Origin of the sequence: Methylobacterium sp. W2 (genome assembly GCF_020662345.1) — a bacterium.
GTDB lineage: Bacteria > Pseudomonadota > Alphaproteobacteria > Rhizobiales > Beijerinckiaceae > Methylobacterium.
Genome location: NZ_VMOA01000048.1, coordinates 20,896 through 42,327, shown reverse-complemented (window position 1 = coordinate 42,327; position 21,432 = coordinate 20,896). Strand labels below are relative to the sequence as shown.

General features: G+C 70.0%; 23 protein-coding genes. 11 read left to right on the top strand and 12 right to left on the bottom strand.

What is annotated here, in order from left to right; translation table 11 throughout:
- Nucleotides 1-147: 147 nt before the first annotated feature.
- The 6 genes from FPV16_RS21590 (at nt 148) to FPV16_RS21565 (ending at nt 6,351) form a co-directional block, all read left to right on the top strand.
- Complete coding sequence (locus FPV16_RS21590) at nt 148-1,689, top strand: phytoene desaturase family protein (RefSeq protein ID WP_227440503.1); 1,542 nt, start codon at nt 148-150, stop codon at nt 1,687-1,689.
- Between the two features lie 50 nt (nt 1,690-1,739).
- Nucleotides 1,740-2,492: a lysophospholipid acyltransferase family protein gene (locus FPV16_RS21585; protein ID WP_227440502.1), complete on the top strand. Its 753-nt coding sequence runs from the start codon at nt 1,740-1,742 to the stop codon at nt 2,490-2,492.
- Complete coding sequence (locus FPV16_RS21580; RefSeq protein WP_227440499.1) at nt 2,489-3,622, top strand: glycosyltransferase; 1,134 nt, start codon at nt 2,489-2,491, stop codon at nt 3,620-3,622. Before FPV16_RS21585 ends, FPV16_RS21580 begins: the two co-directional genes overlap by 4 nt.
- Nucleotides 3,623-4,248: 626 nt before the next feature.
- Nucleotides 4,249-5,544 carry an oxalate/formate MFS antiporter gene (gene oxlT, locus FPV16_RS21575; protein ID WP_056149589.1) on the top strand — a complete coding sequence of 432 codons (1,296 nt, stop codon included), beginning with the start codon at nt 4,249-4,251 and terminating at the stop codon, nt 5,542-5,544.
- A 268-nt stretch (nt 5,545-5,812) separates the two neighbouring features.
- A complete protein-coding gene (locus FPV16_RS21570; protein WP_027173505.1) occupies nt 5,813-6,010 on the top strand; it encodes a hypothetical protein in 198 nt (65 codons plus the stop codon).
- 173 nt (nt 6,011-6,183) lie between these two features.
- On the top strand, nt 6,184-6,351 hold the full coding sequence (locus tag FPV16_RS21565) for a hypothetical protein (protein ID WP_227440497.1): 168 nt from the start codon (nt 6,184-6,186) through the stop codon (nt 6,349-6,351).
- 100 nt (nt 6,352-6,451) lie between these two features.
- Here FPV16_RS21565 and cutA read toward each other — a convergent pair whose 3' ends face one another.
- Nucleotides 6,452-6,772 (bottom strand): divalent-cation tolerance protein CutA, encoded by a 321-nt coding sequence (gene cutA / locus FPV16_RS21560; protein WP_227440495.1) that lies wholly within the window; start codon nt 6,770-6,772, stop codon nt 6,452-6,454.
- 86 nt (nt 6,773-6,858) lie between these two features.
- Between cutA and FPV16_RS21555 the strand changes: the two genes are divergently transcribed.
- Nucleotides 6,859-7,629, top strand: a complete 771-nt coding sequence (locus tag FPV16_RS21555; protein WP_056164421.1) for an NAD kinase — start codon at nt 6,859-6,861, stop codon at nt 7,627-7,629.
- Between the two features lie 221 nt (nt 7,630-7,850).
- Here FPV16_RS21555 and FPV16_RS21550 read toward each other — a convergent pair whose 3' ends face one another.
- The 4 genes from FPV16_RS21550 to FPV16_RS21535 all read right to left on the bottom strand — a co-directional run bounded on the left by FPV16_RS21550 (nt 7,851) and on the right by FPV16_RS21535 (nt 12,915).
- The gene (locus FPV16_RS21550; protein ID WP_227440493.1) at nt 7,851-8,744 is read right to left on the bottom strand and encodes an EamA family transporter; all 894 of its coding nucleotides are present in this window, start codon (nt 8,742-8,744) and stop codon (nt 7,851-7,853) included.
- A gap of 67 nt (nt 8,745-8,811) precedes the next feature.
- The gene (locus tag FPV16_RS21545) at nt 8,812-10,392 is read right to left on the bottom strand and encodes a DUF2336 domain-containing protein (protein WP_227440491.1); all 1,581 of its coding nucleotides are present in this window, start codon (nt 10,390-10,392) and stop codon (nt 8,812-8,814) included.
- Nucleotides 10,389-11,540: a lytic transglycosylase domain-containing protein gene (locus FPV16_RS21540; protein WP_227440489.1), complete on the bottom strand. Its 1,152-nt coding sequence runs from the start codon at nt 11,538-11,540 to the stop codon at nt 10,389-10,391. The genes FPV16_RS21545 and FPV16_RS21540 overlap by 4 nt, the downstream gene beginning before the upstream one ends.
- A 205-nt stretch (nt 11,541-11,745) precedes the next feature.
- Nucleotides 11,746-12,915: an MFS transporter gene (locus FPV16_RS21535; RefSeq protein WP_227440485.1), complete on the bottom strand. Its 1,170-nt coding sequence runs from the start codon at nt 12,913-12,915 to the stop codon at nt 11,746-11,748.
- Between the two features lie 99 nt (nt 12,916-13,014).
- Here FPV16_RS21535 and FPV16_RS21530 point away from each other — a divergent pair, with 99 nt between their 5' ends.
- Nucleotides 13,015-13,932, top strand: coding sequence for a LysR family transcriptional regulator (locus FPV16_RS21530; protein ID WP_227440484.1), 918 nt, complete (start codon nt 13,015-13,017; stop codon nt 13,930-13,932).
- A 49-nt stretch (nt 13,933-13,981) separates the two neighbouring features.
- Nucleotides 13,982-14,650 (top strand): aldolase/citrate lyase family protein, encoded by a 669-nt coding sequence (locus tag FPV16_RS21525; protein WP_227440482.1) that lies wholly within the window; start codon nt 13,982-13,984, stop codon nt 14,648-14,650.
- Between the two features lie 147 nt (nt 14,651-14,797).
- Here FPV16_RS21525 and FPV16_RS21520 read toward each other — a convergent pair whose 3' ends face one another.
- The 3 genes from FPV16_RS21520 to FPV16_RS21510 form a co-directional block, all read right to left on the bottom strand.
- Nucleotides 14,798-15,256, bottom strand: coding sequence for a hypothetical protein (locus FPV16_RS21520; RefSeq protein ID WP_227440480.1), 459 nt, complete (start codon nt 15,254-15,256; stop codon nt 14,798-14,800).
- A gap of 180 nt (nt 15,257-15,436) precedes the next feature.
- A complete protein-coding gene (locus FPV16_RS21515; protein ID WP_227440478.1) occupies nt 15,437-16,048 on the bottom strand; it encodes a flavin reductase family protein in 612 nt (203 codons plus the stop codon).
- An 8-nt stretch (nt 16,049-16,056) separates the two neighbouring features.
- The gene (locus FPV16_RS21510; protein ID WP_227440476.1) at nt 16,057-16,644 is read right to left on the bottom strand and encodes a nitroreductase; all 588 of its coding nucleotides are present in this window, start codon (nt 16,642-16,644) and stop codon (nt 16,057-16,059) included.
- Nucleotides 16,645-16,890: 246 nt separating this feature from the next.
- Here FPV16_RS21510 and FPV16_RS21505 point away from each other — a divergent pair, with 246 nt between their 5' ends.
- Nucleotides 16,891-17,808, top strand: coding sequence for a hypothetical protein (locus tag FPV16_RS21505; RefSeq protein ID WP_227440474.1), 918 nt, complete (start codon nt 16,891-16,893; stop codon nt 17,806-17,808).
- A complete protein-coding gene (locus FPV16_RS21500) occupies nt 17,808-18,188 on the top strand; it encodes a hypothetical protein (RefSeq protein WP_227440473.1) in 381 nt (126 codons plus the stop codon). Before FPV16_RS21505 ends, FPV16_RS21500 begins: the two co-directional genes overlap by 1 nt.
- Nucleotides 18,189-18,249: 61 nt before the next feature.
- On the opposite strand, the gene chrA is transcribed toward FPV16_RS21500, so the two are convergent.
- The 4 genes from chrA to FPV16_RS21480 all read right to left on the bottom strand — a co-directional run bounded on the left by chrA (nt 18,250) and on the right by FPV16_RS21480 (nt 21,427).
- Complete coding sequence (gene chrA, locus FPV16_RS21495; RefSeq protein ID WP_227440471.1) at nt 18,250-19,464, bottom strand: chromate efflux transporter; 1,215 nt, start codon at nt 19,462-19,464, stop codon at nt 18,250-18,252.
- 46 nt (nt 19,465-19,510) lie between these two features.
- Nucleotides 19,511-20,125: an urease accessory protein UreG gene (gene ureG / locus FPV16_RS21490; RefSeq protein ID WP_227440469.1), complete on the bottom strand. Its 615-nt coding sequence runs from the start codon at nt 20,123-20,125 to the stop codon at nt 19,511-19,513.
- Between the two features lie 11 nt (nt 20,126-20,136).
- Complete coding sequence (locus FPV16_RS21485; RefSeq protein ID WP_227440467.1) at nt 20,137-20,811, bottom strand: urease accessory protein UreF; 675 nt, start codon at nt 20,809-20,811, stop codon at nt 20,137-20,139.
- Nucleotides 20,812-20,911: 100 nt separating this feature from the next.
- Nucleotides 20,912-21,427, bottom strand: coding sequence for an urease accessory protein UreE (locus tag FPV16_RS21480; RefSeq protein WP_227440466.1), 516 nt, complete (start codon nt 21,425-21,427; stop codon nt 20,912-20,914).
- Between the last annotated feature and the right edge of the window lie 5 nt (nt 21,428-21,432).

Genomic DNA, 21,432 nt, shown 5'->3' with positions numbered 1-21,432 from the left:
GTGTGAGGCTGCGGGATCCACCTCGGACCCGGAATAGGGAAGAACTCAGACGGCGCGACCGGTTAGCGCGTTGACCCCCGGCCGATCCGGTCTAGCTTACCCGTCATAGGGCGCGGCGTTGTCCGCATCCGGGGAGTGACGATGAACATGCGGGTCGGGTCTTCGGTCGCCGTGGTCGGCGCAGGGTTGGGCGGCCTCGCGGCGGCCTGCGTGAGCGCCGCGCGCGGCCACACAGTCACCCTCTACGACAAGAACGACTGGCTCGGCGGCAAGGCCGCGGTGCTGCATGAGGGCGGATTCCGCTTCGACATGGGCCCGACCATCCTCACCGTGCCGAAGGTGCTGGAGCGCATCTTCCAGGAGGCCGGCCGCAATATCCACGACTATCTCGATCTCCGCCGCCTCGACCCGCAATGGCGCTGCTTCTTCGACGACGACACCCATCTCGACCTGATGGCCGACGTGCCCACCATGGCCGCCGACATGGAGCGTTTCGCGCCCAATACCGGCGCCGGCGAGGGCTACAAGAAGTTCCTCGAGATCTCCGAGCACCTGCACGACGTCTCGAACAAGTTCTTCTTCTGGAAGCCGGTGGAAGACCTGTTCGACACGATCAACATCCGCGCCAACATGAATCCCGGCACCCTGCGCGACGTGCTGTCCCTGCGCATGGGGTCGTCGGTGGCCGGCACCATCCGCTCGAAGGTCAAGGACGCGCGGCTCGCGCAGATGCTCGACCATTTCGTGCAATATGTCGGCTCGTCCCCCTACGGCGCGCCGGCCGTGCTCTGCGCCATCGCCCACATGCAGACGGCGGAAGGCGTCTGGTACCCGATGGGCGGCACCCGCGCGGTGGCCGAGGCGCTGACGAAGCTCGCCTCCGAACTCGGCGCCACCCTGCGGCCGGGCGACGAGGTCACCGGTCTCGCCATCGAGAAGGGCACGGTGAAGGGCGTGAAGACCGCCGCCGGCATCACCCCGTTCGACGCGGTGATCTCCAACATGGATTCGGTGCGCACCTACCGCGAACTCGTCGGCGGCGACGTCGGCAAGGCCTACGAGAAGAAGAGCTTCGAGCCGGCCTGTTCGGGCGTGGTGCTCTATCTCGGGCTGAACAAGCGCTACGAGCACCTGAACCACCACGATTTCGTCTTCTCCCGCGATCCCGAGGAGGAGTTCGACTACATCTACCGCAAGGGCGAGCCCGCCCCGGACCCGACCGCCTATCTCGCCGCGCCCTCTTCAACCGACCCGTCGGTGGCGCCCGAGGGCGGCGAAGCGCTCTATGTCCTCGTCCACACGCCCTACCTTCGGCCGCATCATGACTGGAAGAAAATGTTTCCGGCCTACCGGCAGGTGATCCTCGACAAGCTCAAGCGCACCGGCCACATGCCGGATCTGGAAGAGCGCATCGTCGTTGAGCGCCACCTCACCCCGCAGGACATCCACGAGCGCTACAAGGTGCTCAACGGGGCGATCTACGGCCTCGCCTCGCACGGCAAGTTCATGGGGGCGTTCAAGCCCGGCAACCGCTCGCGGCAGGTGCGCGGCCTCTACCTTGCGGGCGGCGCGGCCCATCCCGGGCCCGGCATGCCGATGGTGATGATGTCGGGCTGGATCGCCGCCGACGCGCTCGATTCCGATGCGCAGGGCGGAGACACCCGCGGCGAGGTGCGGCAGAGCGCGTGAGCCCGCCGGCTCCCCCCCCGCCGCGCCATTCGCCACCGATCTGGCGGTTCATGGTCTGGTACTTCGACCGGTTCCTGCGCCGCCACATGAACGCGCTCCGACTCGCCCGCTGGGGCGTCCCGGGGATCGCCAGTCATTCCGGTCCCATCGTCGTCTATCTGAACCACCCCGCCTGGTGGGATGCGGCCGTGGTGATCCTCCTCGCCGGCCGCCTGTTCCCGGACCGGACCAGCCACGCCCCGTTCGACGCGGCGGCGCTGGAGAAATACGCCGTCTTCTCCCGCATCGGCGCATTTCCGGTGGATCTGAACTCGGCCCGCGGCGCGGCGCAGTTCCTGAAACAGTCCCGCGCTATCCTGGGGGCACCGGGGCAGATGCTCTGGGTGACAGCGCAGGGACGCTTCGCCGACATCCGCACCCGGCCGCTGGACCTGCGCGGCGGCGTGGCGCGCCTGCCCGAACTCGCCCCCGACGCCCTGTTCGTGCCCCTGGCGCTGGAATACGCCTTCTGGGAAGAGCGCGGCGCGGAAGCCTTCGCCGCCTTCGGCACGCCGGTGCAGGGCGCCGATCTCCTCGCACTGCCCCGCCCGGAGCGGCTGGCGCGGATGGAGGCCGACCTGACCGCCACCCTCGACCGGCTCTCCGCCGACATCGTCGCCCGCGATCCCGACCGCTTCACGATCCTGACCTCCGGCGGCAAGGGCATCGGCGGCATCTATGACGGCTGGCGCCGGATGCGGTCCGTCCTCACCGGTCGCCGCTTCGACCCGGCCCACCGCTCCGAGGGAGACAGAGCCCCGTGACCTTCGTCCTGGCGCTCGTCGCCCTTGCCTTCGCCCTCCTCCCCGCCATCCTCGCCTGCGCGAACCTCATCGCCCTGCGCACGCCGGAGCCCGAGGCGGCGCAGGACGGGCTGGTCTCGATCCTGATCCCCGCCCGCGACGAGGAAGGCACCATCGTCGAGACGGTCAGGGCCGCGCTGGCGAGCACCGGCATCGCCGTGGAGGTGCTGGTGGGAGACGACCATTCCACCGACGCCACGGCCGGCCTCGTCCGCGCCCTGGCGGAGACCGACCCACGGCTCCGGCTCGTCCCGGTTCCTACCCTGCCCGAGGGCTGGACGGGGAAGAACCACGCCTGCGCCGCCCTCGCCGCCGAGGCGAGGGGCGGACACCTCCTCTTCATCGACGCGGACGTCACCCTCGCACCGAGTGCCGCGGCGGGGCTCGTCGCCCATGCCCGCGCCACGGGGGCCGCCCTGGTGAGCGCGGTGCCGCGCCAGATCATGCGCAGCCTCGGCGAACGGCTCACCGTGCCGATGATCAACTTCCTCCTCGTCGGCTACCTACCCGTGCCGATGATGCGCGCCTCGCTCCGCCCGGCGCTGGGCGCCGCCTGCGGCCAGCTCGTCCTCGTCGATCGCGTCGCCTATGGCGAGACCGGCGGCCACGGCGCCATCCGCGGGCGCTTGCATGACGGCGTGTTCCTGCCCCGGATCCTGCGCCATGCCGGCCATGGCACCGACCTCGTGGCCGGGCACGCGCTCGCCACCTGCCGAATGTACCGCAACCTCGCCGAATCCTGGGCCGGGTTCTCGAAGAATGCTCATGAGGGGATGGCGACGCCCCGCGCTCTCCCGGTCTGGACGCTGCTGCTCCTCGCGGGCCATGTCCTGCCGCTGCTGCTCGTGCTCGCCGCCGCCTTCGGCCTCGCGACACCCACGGCCGGGATCGTCGCGCTCGCCGCCCTCGTCGTGTCGCTCGCCACCCGCGCGGCGATCACCCTCATCACCCACGAGCCCGCCGCGACCATCCTCCTCCACCCGCTCGGGGTGGTGGTGGCGCTGGCGATCCAGTGGAACGTCCTGATGGCCCCCAAGCGCGCCGGAGCGGCGGTGTGGAAGGGGCGGAGCTATCCGGTGAAGGGGGCGTAGGCGAGGGCGGGTTTCGAAGCAGCGCCGTCGTCTCCCGTCCACCTTCCCGGGTAAGCGGCTGCGCGCACGATTCCCCTCCCCGCCATGCAAGGGTCGGCCCGGCATCACCACGACGAAGCGTCGACCGAACCGGAGACCGCTGGAGCGTGGAACGAAGTATACCAAGTGTTTGTTTTTTTTGACGTAAATGTCAAAAACTCTTAGTTTTATAATTTATGCAGATCGAATACTCGGGTCTACGCAGCGCGACATTGTCTACCCCGATAGGGATCCGATCATAGCCTGCCCGCGCCAGTCAAACAGCTCGGAATGCGATGGCTTCGATGGTCCCGCTTCTCGTCACCACCGGGACAGGCCCGTCCCGATTAATTTCCCCGGCTGTGGCGGATGAAACATCCTGCTCATTCGTGGGGCGCTATAGGGCAAGATTTCGCGAGATTCCAACAAATCTCCGCCTCTGCATGCATTATGGTGCTTGCCAGCACATCTGATATGCCAAATACTGAATACCAGCCGACGACTTCTGATCCCGACGATCACTTGCCGCGGCCGAGGGAGCCGATCCGCTGGGGTGCCTCGATCTCCAAGCCCTCAAGTATCCATGTCCATGATCAGGGAGAAAGCTCATGGCGACGTCCGTGACCGCGCCTATAACGGCGCAACCTTCAAAGCGATGGCTCCAACTCGTCCTCGGCGTGGCCTGTATGGTCGCGGCGGCGAACATTCAGTACGCCTGGACGCTGTTCGTCCCGGAAATTCAGAAGACCTTTGGCTGGGACCGCGCCGCGATCCAGGTGGCCTTCACGATCTTCGTCGTGGTGCAGACATGGCTGACCCCGATTGAAGGCTACTTCATCGACAAGTACGGCCCGAGCCGGGTCGTGATGTTCGGCGGTCTGATGACCGGCCTCGCCTGGGTCATCAACTCCTACGCCACCTCGCTCACGGGCTTCTATCTCGGCTCCGTGGCCGGCGGCATCGGCGTGGGTTGCGTCTACGCCACCTGCATCAACAACGCCCTGAAATGGTTCCCGGACAAGCGCGGCCTCGCGGTCGGCCTGACGGCAGGCGGCTACGGCGCCGGCTCGGCCCTCACGATCCTGCCGATCGCCAGCATGATCTCGCACGGCAGCTACGCCCAGGCCTTCTTCATCTTCGGCCTGATCCAGGGCGCGGTCATCATGCTGGCCGCCATCGGCCTGCGCTCCCCGGCCAAGGACCAGGTGATCTTCTCGACCAAGGTCCTGCAGAGCCGGCGCGACTACACCCTCGGGGAAGCCCTGCGCACGCCGGTCTTCTACGTCATGCTGCTCATGTTCACCTGCACGGTCACCGGCGGCCTGATGGCCGTGGCCCAGCTCGGCGTCATCGCGCAGGATCTCGGCGTGAAGGAGTTCCAGGTCAACCTGTACTTCTTCGCCATGGCGGCCCTGCCCTTCGCGCTGATGCTCGACCGGATCATGAACGGCATCTCGCGGCCGCTCTTCGGCTACATCTCCGACCGGATCGGGCGTGAGAAGACGATGTTCATCGCCTTCACCATGGAGGGCATCGGCATCGTCGCTCTCGGTTACTTCGGCTCGAACCCCTGGGCCTTCGTGATCCTGTCCGGCATCGTGTTCCTAGCCTGGGGCGAGGTCTACTCGCTGTTCAGCGCCACGGCCGCCGACACGTTCGGCTCCAAGCACATCGGCAAGATCTACGGCGTTCTCTACTGCGCCAAGGGTTTCGCCGCCCTGTTCGTCCCGCTCGGCAACATCCTGATGCAGGCCACGGGCACCTGGGCGACGGTGCTGTATACGGTGGCGATCATGGATCTCTTCGCCGCGTTCCTGGCCGTGGCCGTCCTCCGCCCGATGCTCAAGCGCCACCACGTCGCCAACGGCTCGGTCACTCCGGCCGGCGCCCTGGCCCACGCCTGATCGACCGCTCGCCCCGCCCGACCGGCGGGGCGAGCCCGGTTCGGCTGAAGGACCGGCCAATCGGCCCTTCAGCGACCGACCCCGGAGCGGGCCGCCTCTCCACGGACATGGCATCCCGCCCCGCCTGCGTGCCGGCCAGCGATGACCGCCGGGTCTACGCCACTTCTTTTTATCGCGCGCCCCGTTCGAGGAGCGCCATCTCCGCCCGTCCCGTGTTGCCACGCGCCGTCATGTCCGACCCTGCTCGGCGACCGCCGGAGTGCCCGAGATGAACATCGCCGCCATCCTCGCCCTCCAGAGCATCCCCTTCGCGGCCCTCGTGCTCGCCACGGCGGGCGCCAACCGCGACCTCTTCGCGGTGCTGTATGTCGCGGCCCTGGGCCTGACCCTATCCATCATCATCTTCGGCGACGGGCATCACACATTGCCGCTGATGCCCGGCATGTCCGGCGGAAACCATCGCTGAAGCCCCCCTCACGGCGGTGGGCAAGGCGGGGTGCCGGCGATGTACGCGTCTCCCGCCGGGACGACCCAGCAGCTCCGCGCCGAAAACATAGCCGTCATACGAAATGTAATATACCAAGCCTTATGGTGCAGTGCGATACAGGCTTCATTGCAGCTGCAAGAGAGGCTTGTTCCATGATCGCTCTGTTCATCCTCGGCCTCGCCGCCGTCGCCGTCGGCCCTGCTTTGGCCCTGCTCACGGACCACGCCGAATCCGCCCCGCTGGTCACCGGCACCACCTCCGCCGGCATGTTCGTCGCCATCAACGACAACGCCCAGGCATCCTACCGTCTGGCCGCCTGAGCCGAGACCGGTCGATCGGCCCCTCCCCCACGGATTCTCCCCGCCAGGCCCCGCCGCGGCGGGGTTTTCACGGTCCGGCGGGATGGCGATCGGACGCGCCTCAGCCGCCGGTCTCGGCCAGAATCCACGAGGCAGTGTCGGCATCGGCCCCGCTCGTGGCCAAGCGCAGGATGATCGGCGTCTCGTAGGGATGGCGCTGCTTGAGCGCGACGGCGAGGGAATCGGCGAGCCCCTCCCGCGTCTTGAGGATGGCAACGACCTCCTCGCCCCGCTCCACCGCCCCCTTCCAGGCATAGACCGACCGCATTCCCGGCAGGACGTTGACGCAGGCGGCGAGCCGCGCGCGCACCAGCTCCTCGCCGATGGCGAGGGCCGTCTCGGCATCGGGAAAGGTGGTGTAGACGAGAAGCGGACGCTCCATGCTATGGGTCTCCGGGTCAGCGGCCTGTTCCGAGGGGAATGAGGCGCGCGGCGAAGCCCGGCGTCAACACGAGCGGACGATCATCCATGGCGCGGCGCTTCCAGAGGATCGCCTTCATCGCGAGCCCCACCGCCGATGCGAGGAGCGCGGCGGACACGCTGATGCGGCGCTACGACAGCGTCGCCCCCGAGGAGGCCGACGTGATCGTGGCGCTCGGCGGCGACGGGCTGATGCTGCAGGCGCTCCACCGCTTCATGCTGGCCGGCACGCCGATCTACGGCATGAATCGCGGCACCGTCGGCTTCCTGATGAACGAGTACCGCGAGGACAACCTCCTCGAACGGCTGGAGAGCACCAAGCGCAGCACCATCCACCCGCTCATGATGGAGGCGGTGGATGTGGAGGGGCGCCGGCACACGGCGCGCGCCATCAACGAAGTCTACATGCTGCGCCAGACGCACCAGACCGCCAAGCTGAAGATCTCGGTGGACGGGCATGTGCGCCTGCCCGAGCTCATCGCCGACGGCGTGCTCTGCGCGACGCCCGCCGGCTCCACCGCCTACAACCTCTCGGTGGGCGGCCCGATCCTGCCCCTGAATTCGCGGCTCTTGGCGCTGACCCCGATCTCGGCCTTCCGCCCCCGGCGCTGGCACGGCGCCCTGCTGCCCGATCACGCCCGCATCCAGGTGGAGGTGCTCGACGCGGCGCATCGCCCGGTGGCGGCGGTGGCCGACCACACCGAATTCCGCCGGGTCTGCACCGTGGAGACCTGGCTCGATCTCAAGACCGACCTGACCCTCCTCCACGATCCCGGCCACAGCCTCGACGAGCGGATTCTGCGCGAACAGTTCGGCTGATTTGACGCTGCGCGACGTCTCGCGCCGGGCCCCGGATCGGGTTCCGCCGGCGCTCCACCCGTCCGGGGAAGGGGCTCAGCTTTTTCGGACCCCGTCAGTGCCGGCACCTTTTCCGGGCGCCTGGAGCGTCGGCGCAAGACGTGTCGCGTCAGCGGCGCAGATCCTCATCGACTGCAAGAACGGACACCTGCAACAGACTGTAGGGGCTATATTTTCCTCGCTCATCCAGCTTGACGCAGATCCACTCGTTTCGCCCGATACGCACCGACCGTGCTGCCCACCGAGGCCGCCATGATGCAGGCGATGGCAGCGCCCTGCAGGGGGGTCAGGCGTTCCCCGAGGATGAGGAAGCCGGCGAGCGCGCCGCAGACCGGCTCGAGGCTCAGCAGGATGCCGAAGGTCTGGCGCGGCAGACCCCGCAGGGCCACCATCTCCAGGGAATAGGGGATCGCGCTCGACAGGATCGCCACGGCGAGGCCGGCCATGACGAGGGAGGGCGAGAGCAGCGCCATGCCCGCCTGCGCGATGCCGAAGGGCAGGATCACCAGGGCCGCCACGCTCATGCCGAGGGCCACCGCCTGCCCGCCGGGCAGGTGCCCCGCTCTCTGGCCGACGAGGATGTAGAGCGCCCAGCATAGGGCGGCGCCGAGCGCACAGGCGACGCCGACGGGATCGAGGCCGGCGCTCGCCCGATCCAGGGGCAGCAGCAGGCACAGCCCCAGCAGGGCGAGCGCCACCCAGACGAGGTCGACGGCGCGCCGCGACGAGGCTACCGCCACGGTGAGCGGCCCGACGAACTCGATGGCGATGGCGAGCCCCAGCGGGATCGTGCGCAGGGAGAGATAGAACAGCAGGTTCATGCCGCCGAGCACGAGCCCGTAGAGCACCACCACGCCGGCATCCCGCCGGCCGAGGGTCCGGCGCCAGGGGCGCCACACGGCGAGCAGCAGCAGCGCCGCCAGGGTGACGCGGTAGGCCGAGGTGCCCTCCGCGCCGATGACCGGGAACAGCTGCTTGGCGAAGGAGGTGCCGATGACGAGGGAGAGGATCGACCCCACCAGGGCGGCCACGGGAGCGAGACCGGTAAGAACGGTTCTGGTGTCGGTGCCTGTCATGCCGCCCTCATAGCCGGATGAGGGTGAAGGGGCGACGGCCGGCGGAGACCGGTCGCACCCCGTCGGGTCAGGCTGCGAGGCGCATGCGGTCGCGATCGGCGCGGTAGCTGGCGATGAGGGCGCCGGGGATCGCGTCCAGGATCGCATCGGCCTCGTGGGTCGGCGACACGCCGGCATCGATCCGCACCGGGTCGGGCACGGCGCCGAATTCCGGCTGGGATACGACGATGGGCTGCACGTCGATCGTCACGAGGTCGTGGCCGGTCAGGTCGATGGGCGCGGCGGCGAGCGGGCGGACCTGCGCCCTCGCCTCGCGAACACTCGCCCTGAGCCCGTCGGACAGGGAATCGAGCACGGATTCGACCGATTCCCCTCCCTTGGCGGCGGCGGGCTGAATCGGGACGAACTCGATGGCGGGTACCGCCGGCCGGTCCGGCCGCTGGGAGACGAGCTGCTGCGCCAGGCGCCATTCCGCGTCGAGGATCTGCATCCGCGTCCGGGTCTCCCGCCTCGCCTTCTCCTCCATGGCCTTGGCGGCGATTCGAGCCTCCTCGCGAGCGGCCTCGGCCTCGTAGCGGGCGAGGAGGGCCATGACGCTCTGCGCCTCGGCGAGCGGCATGGTCTCGCAAGCGGTGAGCGCACGCTCGATCATCCGGCGCGACAGGGTGGCGTTACTGGGATCGGCCTGGAGACCGGCCTCGCGCCAGGCCGAGAGCGCGGCCGCGAAGGCGGGCAGCAGGACGGCTGGCAATCCGGCACGGCGATGAAGGGCAGCGAAGCCCGAGGCGGAGGGGTCAAGCATCAGCCCGGCCACGCGCTCTGCCTTCAGGCCGGTGAGATCGGACAGAGCCGCCTCCGCGAAGGCCATGCGACCCGACAGGATCGCCCGCAGGATCAGGCCGGCATTGAGCTGGCCCCGGATGCGGAGATGGCTCACGAGACGGGCGAGGTCCGCCCCGGCCGCATTGGCGCTCACCTCCAGGGTGCCGCGCTCCAGGGCCTCGCGGCTCGCCCGCTCGCCGCGCGCCGGGGTGAGCCAGCCCGAGGCGATGGCGAAGGCCGAGAGGGATGCCGCCACACGGGCGGTGACGGCCTGCCGCACCTCGAGGGGCAGGTCGGCCCGTGTCGTCAGCGCATCCCGCAGGCCGGCATCGTCGCCGTGCCGCTCCACCATGCGCAGCAGGCTGCCGGTGGTGATGCGGGCGCCCCGGTTGCGCACCAGGGCGGTGAGAGAGGGGACACCGCCGATCTCGGCCATGGCCCCGGACACTGCATGGGAGAGGCCGAGCCGGCCGGCGATGGCGGTGCGGGTGGTCTCGCATCCGACGGCGATGCCGTCGACGAGATCCGCATCGGTGAGGACGGACGAGCGCCGCAGGACCAGGGCGGCGATGTCGGGCTGGTCACCGGCCAGGGCCACGACCAGCGGCCGGGGCGCGGTGGCGCAACCGGCGCAGGCCTGCGCCAGGGCACGGCGCACGGCGGGGGCCGGGTCGTCGAGGAGCGCCAGGATCGCCGAGCGCGCCTCGCGCGCCGCCCCGGCATCGAGACCGCCATAGAGATAGGCCCGGGTCAGCGCCGCCGCGGCCTCCGCGCGGCGGTCGATGGAGGCGTCACGGGTCCAGGACAGGAATTGGCGGATGATCATTGACCGCTCCGGGTCGTGAAGAGTGAGAGATCGAGAGGTTTGGACGCGAAGGAGCCGGCCTGCCGCGTAGCGGCGGCGGTGAGTTCGGCGGGCCGGCGCGGCGGCAGCGGCGCGCCGACGAGGGCGGTGACCATGGCGGCGACGGGCGGTGCCGTCGCGGCGACCTTCGCAGGCTCCGTGAGGATGGCGGCGGTGACCGACGCCGTCTCGCCCGTCCCGTCCGAGCGCGGGAAATAGGTGGGCGCGCTGCGGATCGGCTGCGGCGAGGAGGCCGGCGGCGACGTGGCCCTGCCCTGCCACAGGCGGGCGACGCCCTCGGACATCGCCCCCTGGCGCTTGTCGGTCTGGAACAGCGCCCGCAGGCCGCCGCCGTCGATGGCCGCATAGGCGGAGACGGGATCGGTCGTGGAGGCCGGCTCGACGGCGGCGCCCGTCAGGGCCGTGGGGGCGGGCCGCGAGGCGGATTGGCTGGCAGACAGGAGTGCGTAGAGTTCGGCGGCGCCGCGGGGTCGTCCAGTCTTGTCGTAGAACAGGCTCCGGTTGGCGGCGGCCGCCTCCGGCATGTCGAGGGCGGCGGCGCGCGCCGGGCTCGCCTGGGCGGTGCCGATCAGGGTCGCCGCCCCCCGCGCCCCAAGGACATGGGCGGCGTAGAGGTCGCCGCCGGTGGGCTCGCGCCCGAGGGCGGCGGTGAGCGCCTCGCCGTTGCGCTGGGTCAGGGCGCCGGCCATGGTGGCGGCCACCGCCGGGTCACGGCGGAGATCGAGGATGGTCTGGCGGGTGGAGGCGTCCTGCACCGTGTAGGTGCCGTCGGGTCTGGCGGTGATGGCGTCGGCATAGGCCGAGAGGCCGAGCTTGGGCCCCGCATTCTTCATCGTCCCGAGCCAGGTCTGCTCGATGAACTGGAACAGGCCGGTGGCCGAGGACGTGGCGGCCTTGGCCGAGGGGTCGAGGGAGGATTCGCGCTTGGCCGTAGCGAGAAGGTAGTCGAACTCGGTGCCGGTGCTGCGCGCGCCGCTGCGGATCGCGTCGACCACGCCCGCCGAAGCCGATCCGGCGGACGTCCCCGTGGTCGCCCCACCCCGCGTGCCCGCGTCCCGGCCGAGGCCGGTCTCGCGCGTGCTGGCGGGGGGCGTGGTGAAGAGGAACATGGCCGTCCGGCTGGAGGCGGACCTGACGCTGTCGGCCTGAGCCTCAATCTGTTCCGATCATGGTAAATAAAGATTGAAGGATGCGCCGCCGACGCCGTCCCGAACCTGCATGATTCCAAGTCTCAGTGAGACTGACATGATCAGGCTCCCTGAGACCCGGCGGGCGGGCCTCGATGGGTCGAACTCATCGAGGCCCGGTAGAAGTTCAGGACGCTACAGGGTCCGCCACCCCGCGCCGCCCCCGGCGCAAGGCCACCAACATCGCGAGGCCGGCGCCGGCCATGGCAGCCCCGGCGAGGGGGACGGCCGGATAGCCGAGGCCCGCATCGATCACCCCCCCGCCGACGGCGGCACCGATGGCGTTGCCGAAGTTGAACGCACCGATGTTCATGGCCGAGGCCAGGTTGGGCGCCCCTTGCGCCTGCTCCATCACCCGCATCTGCAGGGGCGGCACCAGGGCGAAGCTGGCGACGCCCCAGAGGAAGATCAGGATGGCGGCCGGAACCTCCCAGCGCACGCCCCAGGCGAACAGGGCCAGCACAGCGACGAGCCCACCGAGGGAGGCGAAGAGCGTACCGTCCACCGAGCGGTCGGCGAAGCGCCCGCCGGCCCAGTTGCCCACGGTGAGTCCGATTCCGTAGAGAACCAGCATCGCCGTCACGAACGGCGTCGCAGCCCCGGTCTCGATCCGCAGGATCGGTACGATGTAGGTGAACACCGTGAACATCGCGCTCGACCCGAGCACGGTGAGGGCGAGGGCGGCGAGCACCGGCCCGCGCATGAGGACGCGAAGTTCGGCCCGCATGTCGCCGCCGGCCTCGGCCTCGAGGGGCGGCAGGGCCAGGCGCAGCGACAGCATGGCCACGGCGCCTATTGCCGCGATGCCCCAGAAGGCCGCACGCCAGCCGAGCATCTCCCCGATCCAGGCCGCCAGCGGCACGCCGCCGATGGTGGCGATGGTGAGCCCCGAGAACATCGCGGCCACGGCGGCGGCGCGACGCTCGGGCGGCACGATTCCCGCCGCCACCACCGCGCCGACCCCGAAGAACGCGCCATGGTTCAGGGACGTGACGAGACGGGTGACGACCAGCATCGCGTAGCTGTTGGCCATCGCCGAGAGGAGGTTGCCGAGGGTGAAGATGCCCATCAGCCCCACCAGCAGGCGGCGGCGCTGCATCCGGGCGAAGGCTAGCGTCATCAGCGGCGCGCCGATGAGCACGCCCATCGCATAGGCGCTGACGACGAGGCCCGCTGCCGGGATCGAGACCTGCAGGTCGTTGGCGATCAAGGGCAGCATGCCCATCGGCGTGAACTCGGTGACGCCGATGCCGAAGGCACCGGCCGACAGCGCCAGCAGGGGAAGGTTGAGTCTCATGATGAGTGCTTTCCGTCTGTTCCAGACCAGCACATGGCGGAGGCCGCATCTCCCTGGTAGTACCCTGACGGGACCAACATCCGTGCGTCGGAGGCATCAATGCTGCGCGACAGGGTCGACCGGGCCGGTGACATGGCCGTCTTCCTCGCCGTCGCCCAGGAGGGCAGCCTGTCGGCCGCCGCGCGCCGGTTCGGCCTGACGCCCTCGGCGGTGAGCCGGGTTGTGGCGCGGATCGAAGCCCGGCTCGGCGTCCGCCTCCTCGTGCGCACCACGCGCTCCCTGCGCCTCACCGCCGAGGGCGAGACCTACGGACGGGCGGCGCGGCGCATCCTGGCCGATCTCGACGAGACCGAAGCGCAGATCGCCGATCAGGGCAGCCCGCGCGGCCGGGTCCGCGTCAGCGCCTCGATGGCCCATGGCCGGCGGGTGGTGGTTCCCCTCATCGGCGATTTCGTCGCCCGCCATCCGGGGATCGTGGTGGAGATCGACCTCAGCGACGAGGTCGCGGACGTGATCGGCGGGCGGGCCGATCTCGCGATCCGGTTCGGGCCGCTGGCCGACAGCCCCCTCACCGCCCGGCGCCTTGGCGAGACCGGGCGGATGGTCGTGGCCTCGCCCGCCTATCTCGCCCGCGCCGGCACGCCTCGGGTTCCGGCGGATCTGGCCGGCCACAACTGCCTCGACTTCAACTTCCGCCGGATCGAGCCGGGCTGGCCGTTCCGTGAGGAGGGGCGCGACCACCTCCTCGCGGTGCGAGGCAACGTCGCGACAAACAACGGCGAGACCCTGGTGCAACTCGCCCTGCAGGGTATCGGCCTCACCCGCGTCGGCACCTTCCATATCTCGGAGGATCTCGCAGCGGGCCGCCTCGTGCCGCTTCTGGAGGCGTACAATCCCCAGGACCGCGAGGCGATCCATGCGGTGTTCGTCGGCGGCCCTGCCATGCCCGCCCGCATCCGTGTCCTGGTGGATTTCCTCGCCGAGAGAATGGGCCGGGACCGGGGTGAGGTGACATGAGAGGCTGCGGAGTTCCGTCCTGCCGCATCGGACGACCGAAGGGGTCGGCATGCGCGCATTCCTGACCGTTTCCGGAGATGCGCAGGCCATCGCGGCGGCGATGACGAGCGGCGCGCATGCGCTCATCGTGGATGTGGCGGGCCTCGCATCGCCAGTTCTCCCCTCCGAGCGAAGGGAAGGCGCCCCCCTGCTCTACCTCCGCTCGCACGATCCGGAACGTGATCTCCCGGCGATGATGGCGGCCGCGCCGCACGGCATCGTCCTGCCCCGATGCGAGGGTGCACGCGACGTCATGGAGCTTGCCGCACGGCTCGCTGTCGAGGAGGCGATGCAGGATCTTCGCGATGGGGCAACGCGCATCCTGGCCCTCGTCGCGATGGCGCGGGGGGCACTCGCTCTGCAGACCCTCGCGGGATCGAGCGACCGCCTCGACGGCATCGCCTGGGATGCCCGTGCCTTGAGGACCGATATCGGGGCATCCACCTTCCGGGCCCGGGACGGCGCACTGATTCCGCCCCTCGCCGAGACGCGCGCACTGGTCCGCCTCGCCGCCGCGGCGGCAGGCGTGGATGCCATCGATGCCGCCTGCGAACCGGGCGGCGACCTCGCTGGAGAGATCGAGGAGGCATGCCGCGATGGATTCGCGGGAAAGCTCGTCCTCGACCCGGATCAGGCCCTCATCGTCACGATGGCCAGCGCCGCTGGTCCGAGCGGTTGAGACGGGCTGCACGGCGCTGCGCGACAACCGCCCAGAGCGCCATGGGCCGAAGACGCTGTGTCCTCTCGCGCAGGCTCCGGTTTCTGTCCGTCGCGCGCGGCCACGGAAGCGCACGGGGGAGACGATTCTCGGCCGTGCGGGGCCGGCCTACTCGGCGTCGTCGCCATCCTGGTCGGCCGGCAGGGCCGGTGCCCCCATGGAGGCGGGCGACCACTGCGTCACCGGCGCGGCGAGGTCGTGGCTGACGGCGGTGGCGGCGGCCGGGCGCGGGGACCGATCGGCCAGCATCATCGAGGCACTCACCGAGATCAGGCCGGCGAGCGAACGGAGATCGTCCGGCTGGCGCGCATCGCGCGAGACCAGGGCTGCCTCGCGCTGGAGGCGCAGGTTGCAGGCCTTGGTCGGTAGACCGCCATCCGGCGTGCAGGCATCGTGCCGGGCGCAGGCCGCGTCGAGGGCGTCGATGGGCGGAAGTGGGGCGTTGTTGCCGGGCCCGCAGTAATTGCCATGGATCAGCATGGTCGGCGGGCGGTTCGTCGATTGTGCAAGAGCGGGAGTCGCAAGACCGGCGACGATGAGGAGCGGTGCAGTGAACTTAACGATCATGATACTCAGACCTTTGCGATCGCCCCCTCTGGCGGTTCGCAGAAAGGAGCCGTCAAACGACGGTTCGGGCCATTAAGCTGTGGAGCCTCGTCTTGGTTCCCTTTTTGGCACGGCGCACTCCCCGGCCGCCCTGCTTCATACCTGAGCTTGCGTCGATCGCTGGACGATGCCGAGACGAGGCTACTGACCCGCCCCGGGAGGGCGCTTCAACTCGAAACGTGCCTCGTCGGTGACGCTGAAATAGTCGAAATAGCCACCGCGCAGGAGCGGGTGCATCGCGCCGGTATCGACCCGGCCATCCTTGACGAAGGCATCGTCGACATAGATCGACACGACTTGGCCGATCACCAAGAAGTGACTGGCCTCACTGCCGTCGAGAGGCGTCAGCGGCACGGTCTGGAGCCACCGGCATTCCAGGGCCGCGGGGGATTCGGCCACCCGCGGCGGGCGCACCTTGCGCGACGGCACCGGCGTCAGACCGGCCGCAACGAACTCGCTGTCGCCCCGGGCGAGGGGAGCCGAGGTGGCATTCATGGCCTCGCGCAGCCCGTAGGTGGCGAAGTTGCAGACGAACTCCCCGCCCTCCTCCGCGAAGGTCATCGCGTCCTTGCGGCCTGAGGACGAGAACATCACCATGTCGGGGCCAGTGGCGACGGCGTTGAAGTAGGAATAGGGGGAGAGGTTGATCTGGCCCTGCTTGTTCATCGCGCTGATCCAGCCGATGGGCCGGGGCGCGACGAGGGCCTTCAGCGGGTTGTGCGGGAGGGTGCGGTTCTCGGAATCGTAATGCATGGCGCCGCTCAGACTCGTGTGACGATGTCGGACAGGACGGGTCTCGGGCGGTCGCTCGGGACATCGCGGGCACGACCGACATGAATGAAGCCGGCCAGTTTCTCGCGCGGGTCGAGACCGAGCGCGTCGAGGATGCGGCGGTCGTAGGCGAACCACTCGGTCAGCCAGGCGGTGGCGAAGCCCGCGGCATTGGCCGCGACGACGAGGTTCATGCAGACGGCGCCCGCCGACAGCACCTGCTCCCATTCCGGGATCTTGACGTGGGGGGCAGCACTGGAGACCACGGCGACCACCAGCGGGGCGTGGGCGAGGCGGTGGCGCTCCAGGTCGAGGCGCTTGGCATCGGCCTCGGGATGATCGGCGGCATAGGCCTCCCCGATGGTGTCGCCCACGCGCAGGCGGGCGTCGCCCTCGATCACCAGGAAGCGCCAGGGGTTGAGCTTGCCGTGGTCGGGCACGCGCGAGGCGATGGTGAGGATCGCATCGAGCTCCCCGGCGCTCGGACCCGGCCCGTCGAGATTGACCGGCGGAACGGAGCGGCGGACGCGCAGGAGATCGATTGTGTCGTTCCGCGACATGTCGGGTGTGGTGTCCATGGAACCTGTTCGGCGCGAGTGAGGGACGTGGAGGGCACCGCCGGGCGGCCGCTCCGAGGCGAAACGCTTCAACTATCGATGAGGGAGCTTCGGCCTTGGAGCCGCCACGGTCCGGATCCAAAGCGGGATGTCGCATTCGGCACGGGGATGGCCGACACGCGAAAACATGCCGTGCGGCCCGCAGCTTGGCAATCGCCGACATGCATGGCGGACCCGTGCAGGGTGGACCCAGGAAGGAGACAGCGGATGGGACCGGTAATGCGCGCGCTCGCGGTGACGGGAGCCATGGCGATGGCGGCGCTGCCGGCGCAGGCGCAGGAGCGCGGCCCGTTCGGCGGCCGCAACGGCCAGGCCCTGCCCTCCCCCTCGATCACGGGGCCGCAATTGCCGAGCCCCCCCGTCGAGGGCGAGGCGTCGCTCTCTCTCACCGCCCTGTTCGCGGGCAGCAACCAGCCGGTGCGCTCCGGCCTCGCCTGGCGCATCTACGAAGACCGGTCCGACGGGGTGCGGCCGAACATCGTCGCGCGCTCAGAGGCGGCGGATCCGAGCTTCACCCTGGCGCCCGGCGCCTATGTCGCCACCGTCACCTACGGCTTCGCCAGCGCCTCGAAGCGCATCACCATGGCGGGCGCGGCACTCAGCGACCGCCTGACGATCACCGCGGGTGCGCTCAAGCTCTCGGGTGCCATCGGCGACATGAAGATCACCCCCGCCGACCTCACCTTCTCGGTCTTCGTGCCCATCGGCACCAATTCGGAAGGGCGCCTCGTGCGCAGCGGCGTCAAGGCGGGCGAGCTGATCCGCCTACCGGAGGGGACCTACCATGTGGTCTCGAATTACGGGGAATCGAACGCGATCCAGCGCGCCGACCTCAAGGTGGAGAACGGCAAGGTCACCGACGCCACCCTCAACCACCGGGCCGCCACCGTCACCCTCAAGCTCGTGGCCGCCCCCGGCGCCGAGGCCTTCGCCGGCACCGCCTTCAGCGTGCTGACGCCGGGCGGCGACACGATCCGCGAGGCCATCGGTGCCTTTCCACAGGTGACCCTGGCCGAGGGCGACTACGTCCTCATCGCGCGCCACGACGGCCAGGTCTTCACGCGGGAGTTCAAGGTGGAGAGCGGGATGGACCGGGACATCGAAGTGGTGGCGAAGGCCTCGTGATGCGCGCCGTCTGCCTCTCCGTCGCCCTTCTCGCCGCCGCACCCGCCACGGCGCAGACCGTCATCGACGGGTCCGACGCCATGATCGGGGCGGAGATATCGGTGTCCGTGATGACGCTGGTGGGCAGGGGAGTCAGGAGCCCGGCCGAGGCGCGCTACGGCCGGCTGCGCCGGGGCAAGGCGGACGCCATCTGCGGCGAGGTCGACGTCACCAACCGGATGGGCGCCCATGTCGGTCCACGCCCCTTCGTCGCCGATCCGGAAGCGGGCTTCGCCGGCATCATGCCCGACGCCGCCGAGATCCGGCACCCGTCCAGCATGGCGCAGTACCAGGGTTTCCAACGCACGCTCGCGCTGCTGTCGGCGAATTGCGACGGATGATTTTTTCGTGGTTTTGTCCCGCGACCTCATCCTGAGAGTGTTGGACGGGAGGAACGGGGCGTCAGCCCCCCACCACCGTCAAGCCTGCCCCCGCGACGACCGTGAGCGCGACCACGATCCAGGGCGGGGCCGCCCCGATCGTCAGGAGCAGGAACGCGCCGGCCGCCACGGCGAAGTCGCGCGGGCCGAGGACGGCACCGGTCCAGAGGGGATCGTAGAGCGCGGCAGCGAGAATCCCCACCACCGCCGCATTGGCGCCGCGCATGGCCGCCTGCGCCAGGGGTCTTTCGCGGACGGCATCCCAAAAGGGCAATGCCCCATAGACCAGGAGCAGGCCCGGCAGGAACACCGCCACTAGGGCGATGGCGGCCCCGACCAGACCGTTCGGCTGCGGTCCGAGCGCCGCGCCGAGATAGGCCGCGAAGGTGAAGAGCGGCCCCGGCACCGCCTGCGCCGCGCCGTAACCGGCGAGGAACGCGTCCGGACCGATCCAGCCGGTCTCCACCAGGGCCGTGCGCAGGAGCGGCAGCATCACGTGGCCGCCGCCGAAGACGAGGGCGCCGGAGCGGTAGAACGCGTCGAACAGGGCGAACCCCTGCGAGGACAGGGATTTCGCGAGGATAGGCGGGACCGCGAGGAACAGGCCGAACAGGAAGAGGGCCACCGCGCCGGCCCGGCGCGAGACCGGGATGCCGAGATGCCCGCCCGCCGCCGCGGATGATCGGCGGCAGACCACCAACCCGGCCACGGCTCCGAGACCGATGCCGGCGACCTGACCGGTCGATCCGGTCAGTACCGTGGTCAAGGCGAGGGCGGCAAAGGCGATGGCCGCGCGGGTGGCATCGGGCGCGAGGGTGCGGCCCATGCCCCAGACCGCCTGCGCCACCACCGCCACGGCGACGAGCTTCAGCCCATGGACGATGCCCGATCCGACCGGGCCGCCGAGAGCGTCCGCCCCATAGGCGAAGGCCAGGAGGAGGAGCGCCGAGGGCAGGGTGAAGGCGGCCCAGGCGGCGAGCCCGCCGGCGAGCCCCCTGCCCCGCATCACCCCGAGGGAGAACCCGACCTGGCTTGAGGCCGGCCCCGGCAGGAACTGGCACAGGGCCACGAGGTCGGCATAGGCCGCCTCGTCGAGCCAGCGGCGGCGATGCACGAACTCGGCGCGAAAGTAGCCGAGATGGGCGATCGGGCCGCCGAAAGCGGTGAGGCCGAGCTTGAGGAAGGCGAGAAAGACTTCCCGCACGGCCCCCTCGCGGGAAGGCAGTGGTGTCGTCACGTCGGGGAACCTCGAAGGGGCGGATGGGTGGGATGGCTCCCGGCTCCTACCCCAGCCCGCCGGCCTCGACGATGAAGCGGGCGACCGTGTCGGCGCCGTGGCCCTCGCGCAAGGACGAGAACACGTAGGGCCGCGTGCCCCGCATGCGCCGGGTGTCGGCCTCCATCACCCCGAGATCGGCGCCGACCATCGGGGCGAGGTCGGTCTTGTTGACGATGAGGAGGTCGGAGCGGGTGATGCCGGGGCCGCCCTTGCGCGGGATCTTCTCGCCGCCAGCGACGTCGATGACGTAGAGGGTAAGGTCGGCGAGCTCCGGCGAGAAGGTCGCGGCGAGGTTGTCGCCGCCGGATTCGATCAGGATCAGGTCGAGCTTCGGGAAGCGGCGGCGCATCTCGGCCACCGCCGCGAGGTTGATCGAGGCATCCTCGCGGATGGCCGTATGCGGGCAGCCGCCGGTCTCGACACCCATGATCCGCTCCTCGGGCAGGGCGCCCGCCACGGTGAGGATGCGGGCATCCTCCTTGGTGTAGATGTCGTTGGTGATGGCGCAGATCTCGAAGCGATCGCGGAAGCGTTTGCAGAGCTGTTCCATCAGGGCGGTCTTGCCGGAACCGACGGGGCCGCCGATGCCGACGCGCAAGGGGCCGTTCAGTGAGGTCATGACGGGGTCTTTCACGAGCGGAAAATCCGAGAATACTGGGTCTCGTGCCGGGCCGAGCCGAGATCGAGGCGCAGGGTCGCGGTGCCGATCTCCTCGAGGCTCAGGAGCGGGATGGTCGCGGCCAGGGCCGCCACCCGGGGGGTGAGGGACGCGATCACCCGCGTGCCGGCGCTCTGGCCGATGGGCGCGCAGCGCAGCGCCGCCGAGACGAGGTTCTGCAGGAAGGCGAGGCCGAACCCGGCGAGCACCAGGGCGAGCGCCATGCGGTGGGCGCCGGCCGAAAGCCCCACCGCCACCGGATAGGCCACCTCGCCGGGCAACGCCTCGCTCAATCGGTCGAGATCAGGCAGGCCCCAGGCGGCGCGGGTGGCATCCATGAAGCTGCGGCCCTGCTGCGTCGTCTCGAGATGGAGTTCGCGCGTGGGCGCCAGGGCGACGGCGAGGTCGTTGACCACCACCAGTGCCGGGACGTCCCCCGCTGCCGCGGCGGCATGGGCATGGGCCAGAAGGATCAGGTCGGTGCGCACCGCACCCCGTTCGAGCACGTCGCCGAGCCACGCCAGCAGCGAGGCCTCGCCGCCGACATCGCCACATTCCACCGCCCATTCGAGCCCGTGCGAATAGGCATAGGCCCCAACGGGATAGCCCGGCGAGAGCCAGGCCATGAGCCGGACGGTGTCGATCATCGAGGGTTCGTCCCTCATCGCCCCAGGTCCCCTTCCCCGGACGCCCGCAGCGTCAGCGGAAGGTGATCCGGGGAAGGGAGCGGTGGAGAGAAGATCAGGCTCAACCGGACACCGCGTCGTGGCCGTGCGGATGATGGTGGTCGTGATCGTGGGCATGGCCATGCCCGTGATGGTGACCGGCGGCCTCGCCAGCATAGGCGCCGCCCTCGGGCCGGAACGGACGCTCCACCGGCTCGGCCGTCCCCCCTAAGCCCCGCACCATCTCGGCGAGCACATGGTCGTAGGCGATATGGACCGCGTCCGCGCCGATCTCGGCCGGGATGTGGCGGTTGCCGATGTGCCAGATCAGACGCTTGAGGGCGAGGTCGTCGGCGGCCCGGATCTCGAGCAGGCGCTCGGGCGCAGCCTCGACCCAGACGAGGCGCCCGTCCTGCAGCACCAGGGCATCGCCGTCGTCGAGGACCACCGGCTCGGGCAGGTCGAGCAGGAAGGACAGGCCGCCGACCCCGCGCATGACCATGCGCCGGCGGTGGCGGTCGCCATGGTCGAGGACGATACGGTCGACGATCTCGCCGGAGAGTGAGTCGCGGCGCAGGACGCGGGTGGCGCGGATCATGGGGC

Bases quoted from the DNA above. Each gene is read 5' to 3' on its own strand.
- cutA (WP_227440495.1), bottom strand. From the start codon at position 6,772: ATGGAGCGTCCGCTTCTCGTCTACACCACCTTTCCCGATGCCGAGACG.
- FPV16_RS21505 (WP_227440474.1), top strand. From the start codon at position 16,891: ATGGGACCGGTAATGCGCGCGCTCGCGGTGACGGGAGCCATGGCGATG.
- FPV16_RS21570 (WP_027173505.1), top strand. From the start codon at position 5,813: ATGAACATCGCCGCCATCCTCGCCCTCCAGAGCATCCCCTTCGCGGCC.
- FPV16_RS21520 (WP_227440480.1), bottom strand. From the start codon at position 15,256: ATGATCGTTAAGTTCACTGCACCGCTCCTCATCGTCGCCGGTCTTGCG.
- FPV16_RS21555 (WP_056164421.1), top strand. From the start codon at position 6,859: ATGGCGCGGCGCTTCCAGAGGATCGCCTTCATCGCGAGCCCCACCGCC.
- FPV16_RS21515 (WP_227440478.1), bottom strand. From the start codon at position 16,048: ATGCATTACGATTCCGAGAACCGCACCCTCCCGCACAACCCGCTGAAG.
- FPV16_RS21585 (WP_227440502.1), top strand. From the start codon at position 1,740: ATGGTCTGGTACTTCGACCGGTTCCTGCGCCGCCACATGAACGCGCTC.
- FPV16_RS21530 (WP_227440484.1), top strand. From the start codon at position 13,015: ATGCTGCGCGACAGGGTCGACCGGGCCGGTGACATGGCCGTCTTCCTC.
- FPV16_RS21545 (WP_227440491.1), bottom strand. From the start codon at position 10,392: ATGATCATCCGCCAATTCCTGTCCTGGACCCGTGACGCCTCCATCGAC.
- FPV16_RS21480 (WP_227440466.1), bottom strand. From the start codon at position 21,427: ATGATCCGCGCCACCCGCGTCCTGCGCCGCGACTCACTCTCCGGCGAG.
- ureG (WP_227440469.1), bottom strand. From the start codon at position 20,125: ATGACCTCACTGAACGGCCCCTTGCGCGTCGGCATCGGCGGCCCCGTC.
- FPV16_RS21535 (WP_227440485.1), bottom strand. From the start codon at position 12,915: ATGAGACTCAACCTTCCCCTGCTGGCGCTGTCGGCCGGTGCCTTCGGC.
- FPV16_RS21500 (WP_227440473.1), top strand. From the start codon at position 17,808: ATGCGCGCCGTCTGCCTCTCCGTCGCCCTTCTCGCCGCCGCACCCGCC.
- FPV16_RS21525 (WP_227440482.1), top strand. From the start codon at position 13,982: ATGCGCGCATTCCTGACCGTTTCCGGAGATGCGCAGGCCATCGCGGCG.
- FPV16_RS21565 (WP_227440497.1), top strand. From the start codon at position 6,184: ATGATCGCTCTGTTCATCCTCGGCCTCGCCGCCGTCGCCGTCGGCCCT.
- FPV16_RS21590 (WP_227440503.1), top strand. From the start codon at position 148: ATGCGGGTCGGGTCTTCGGTCGCCGTGGTCGGCGCAGGGTTGGGCGGC.
- FPV16_RS21550 (WP_227440493.1), bottom strand. From the start codon at position 8,744: ATGACAGGCACCGACACCAGAACCGTTCTTACCGGTCTCGCTCCCGTG.
- FPV16_RS21485 (WP_227440467.1), bottom strand. From the start codon at position 20,811: ATGATCGACACCGTCCGGCTCATGGCCTGGCTCTCGCCGGGCTATCCC.
- FPV16_RS21540 (WP_227440489.1), bottom strand. From the start codon at position 11,540: ATGTTCCTCTTCACCACGCCCCCCGCCAGCACGCGCGAGACCGGCCTC.
- FPV16_RS21510 (WP_227440476.1), bottom strand. From the start codon at position 16,644: ATGGACACCACACCCGACATGTCGCGGAACGACACAATCGATCTCCTG.
- oxlT (WP_056149589.1), top strand. From the start codon at position 4,249: ATGGCGACGTCCGTGACCGCGCCTATAACGGCGCAACCTTCAAAGCGA.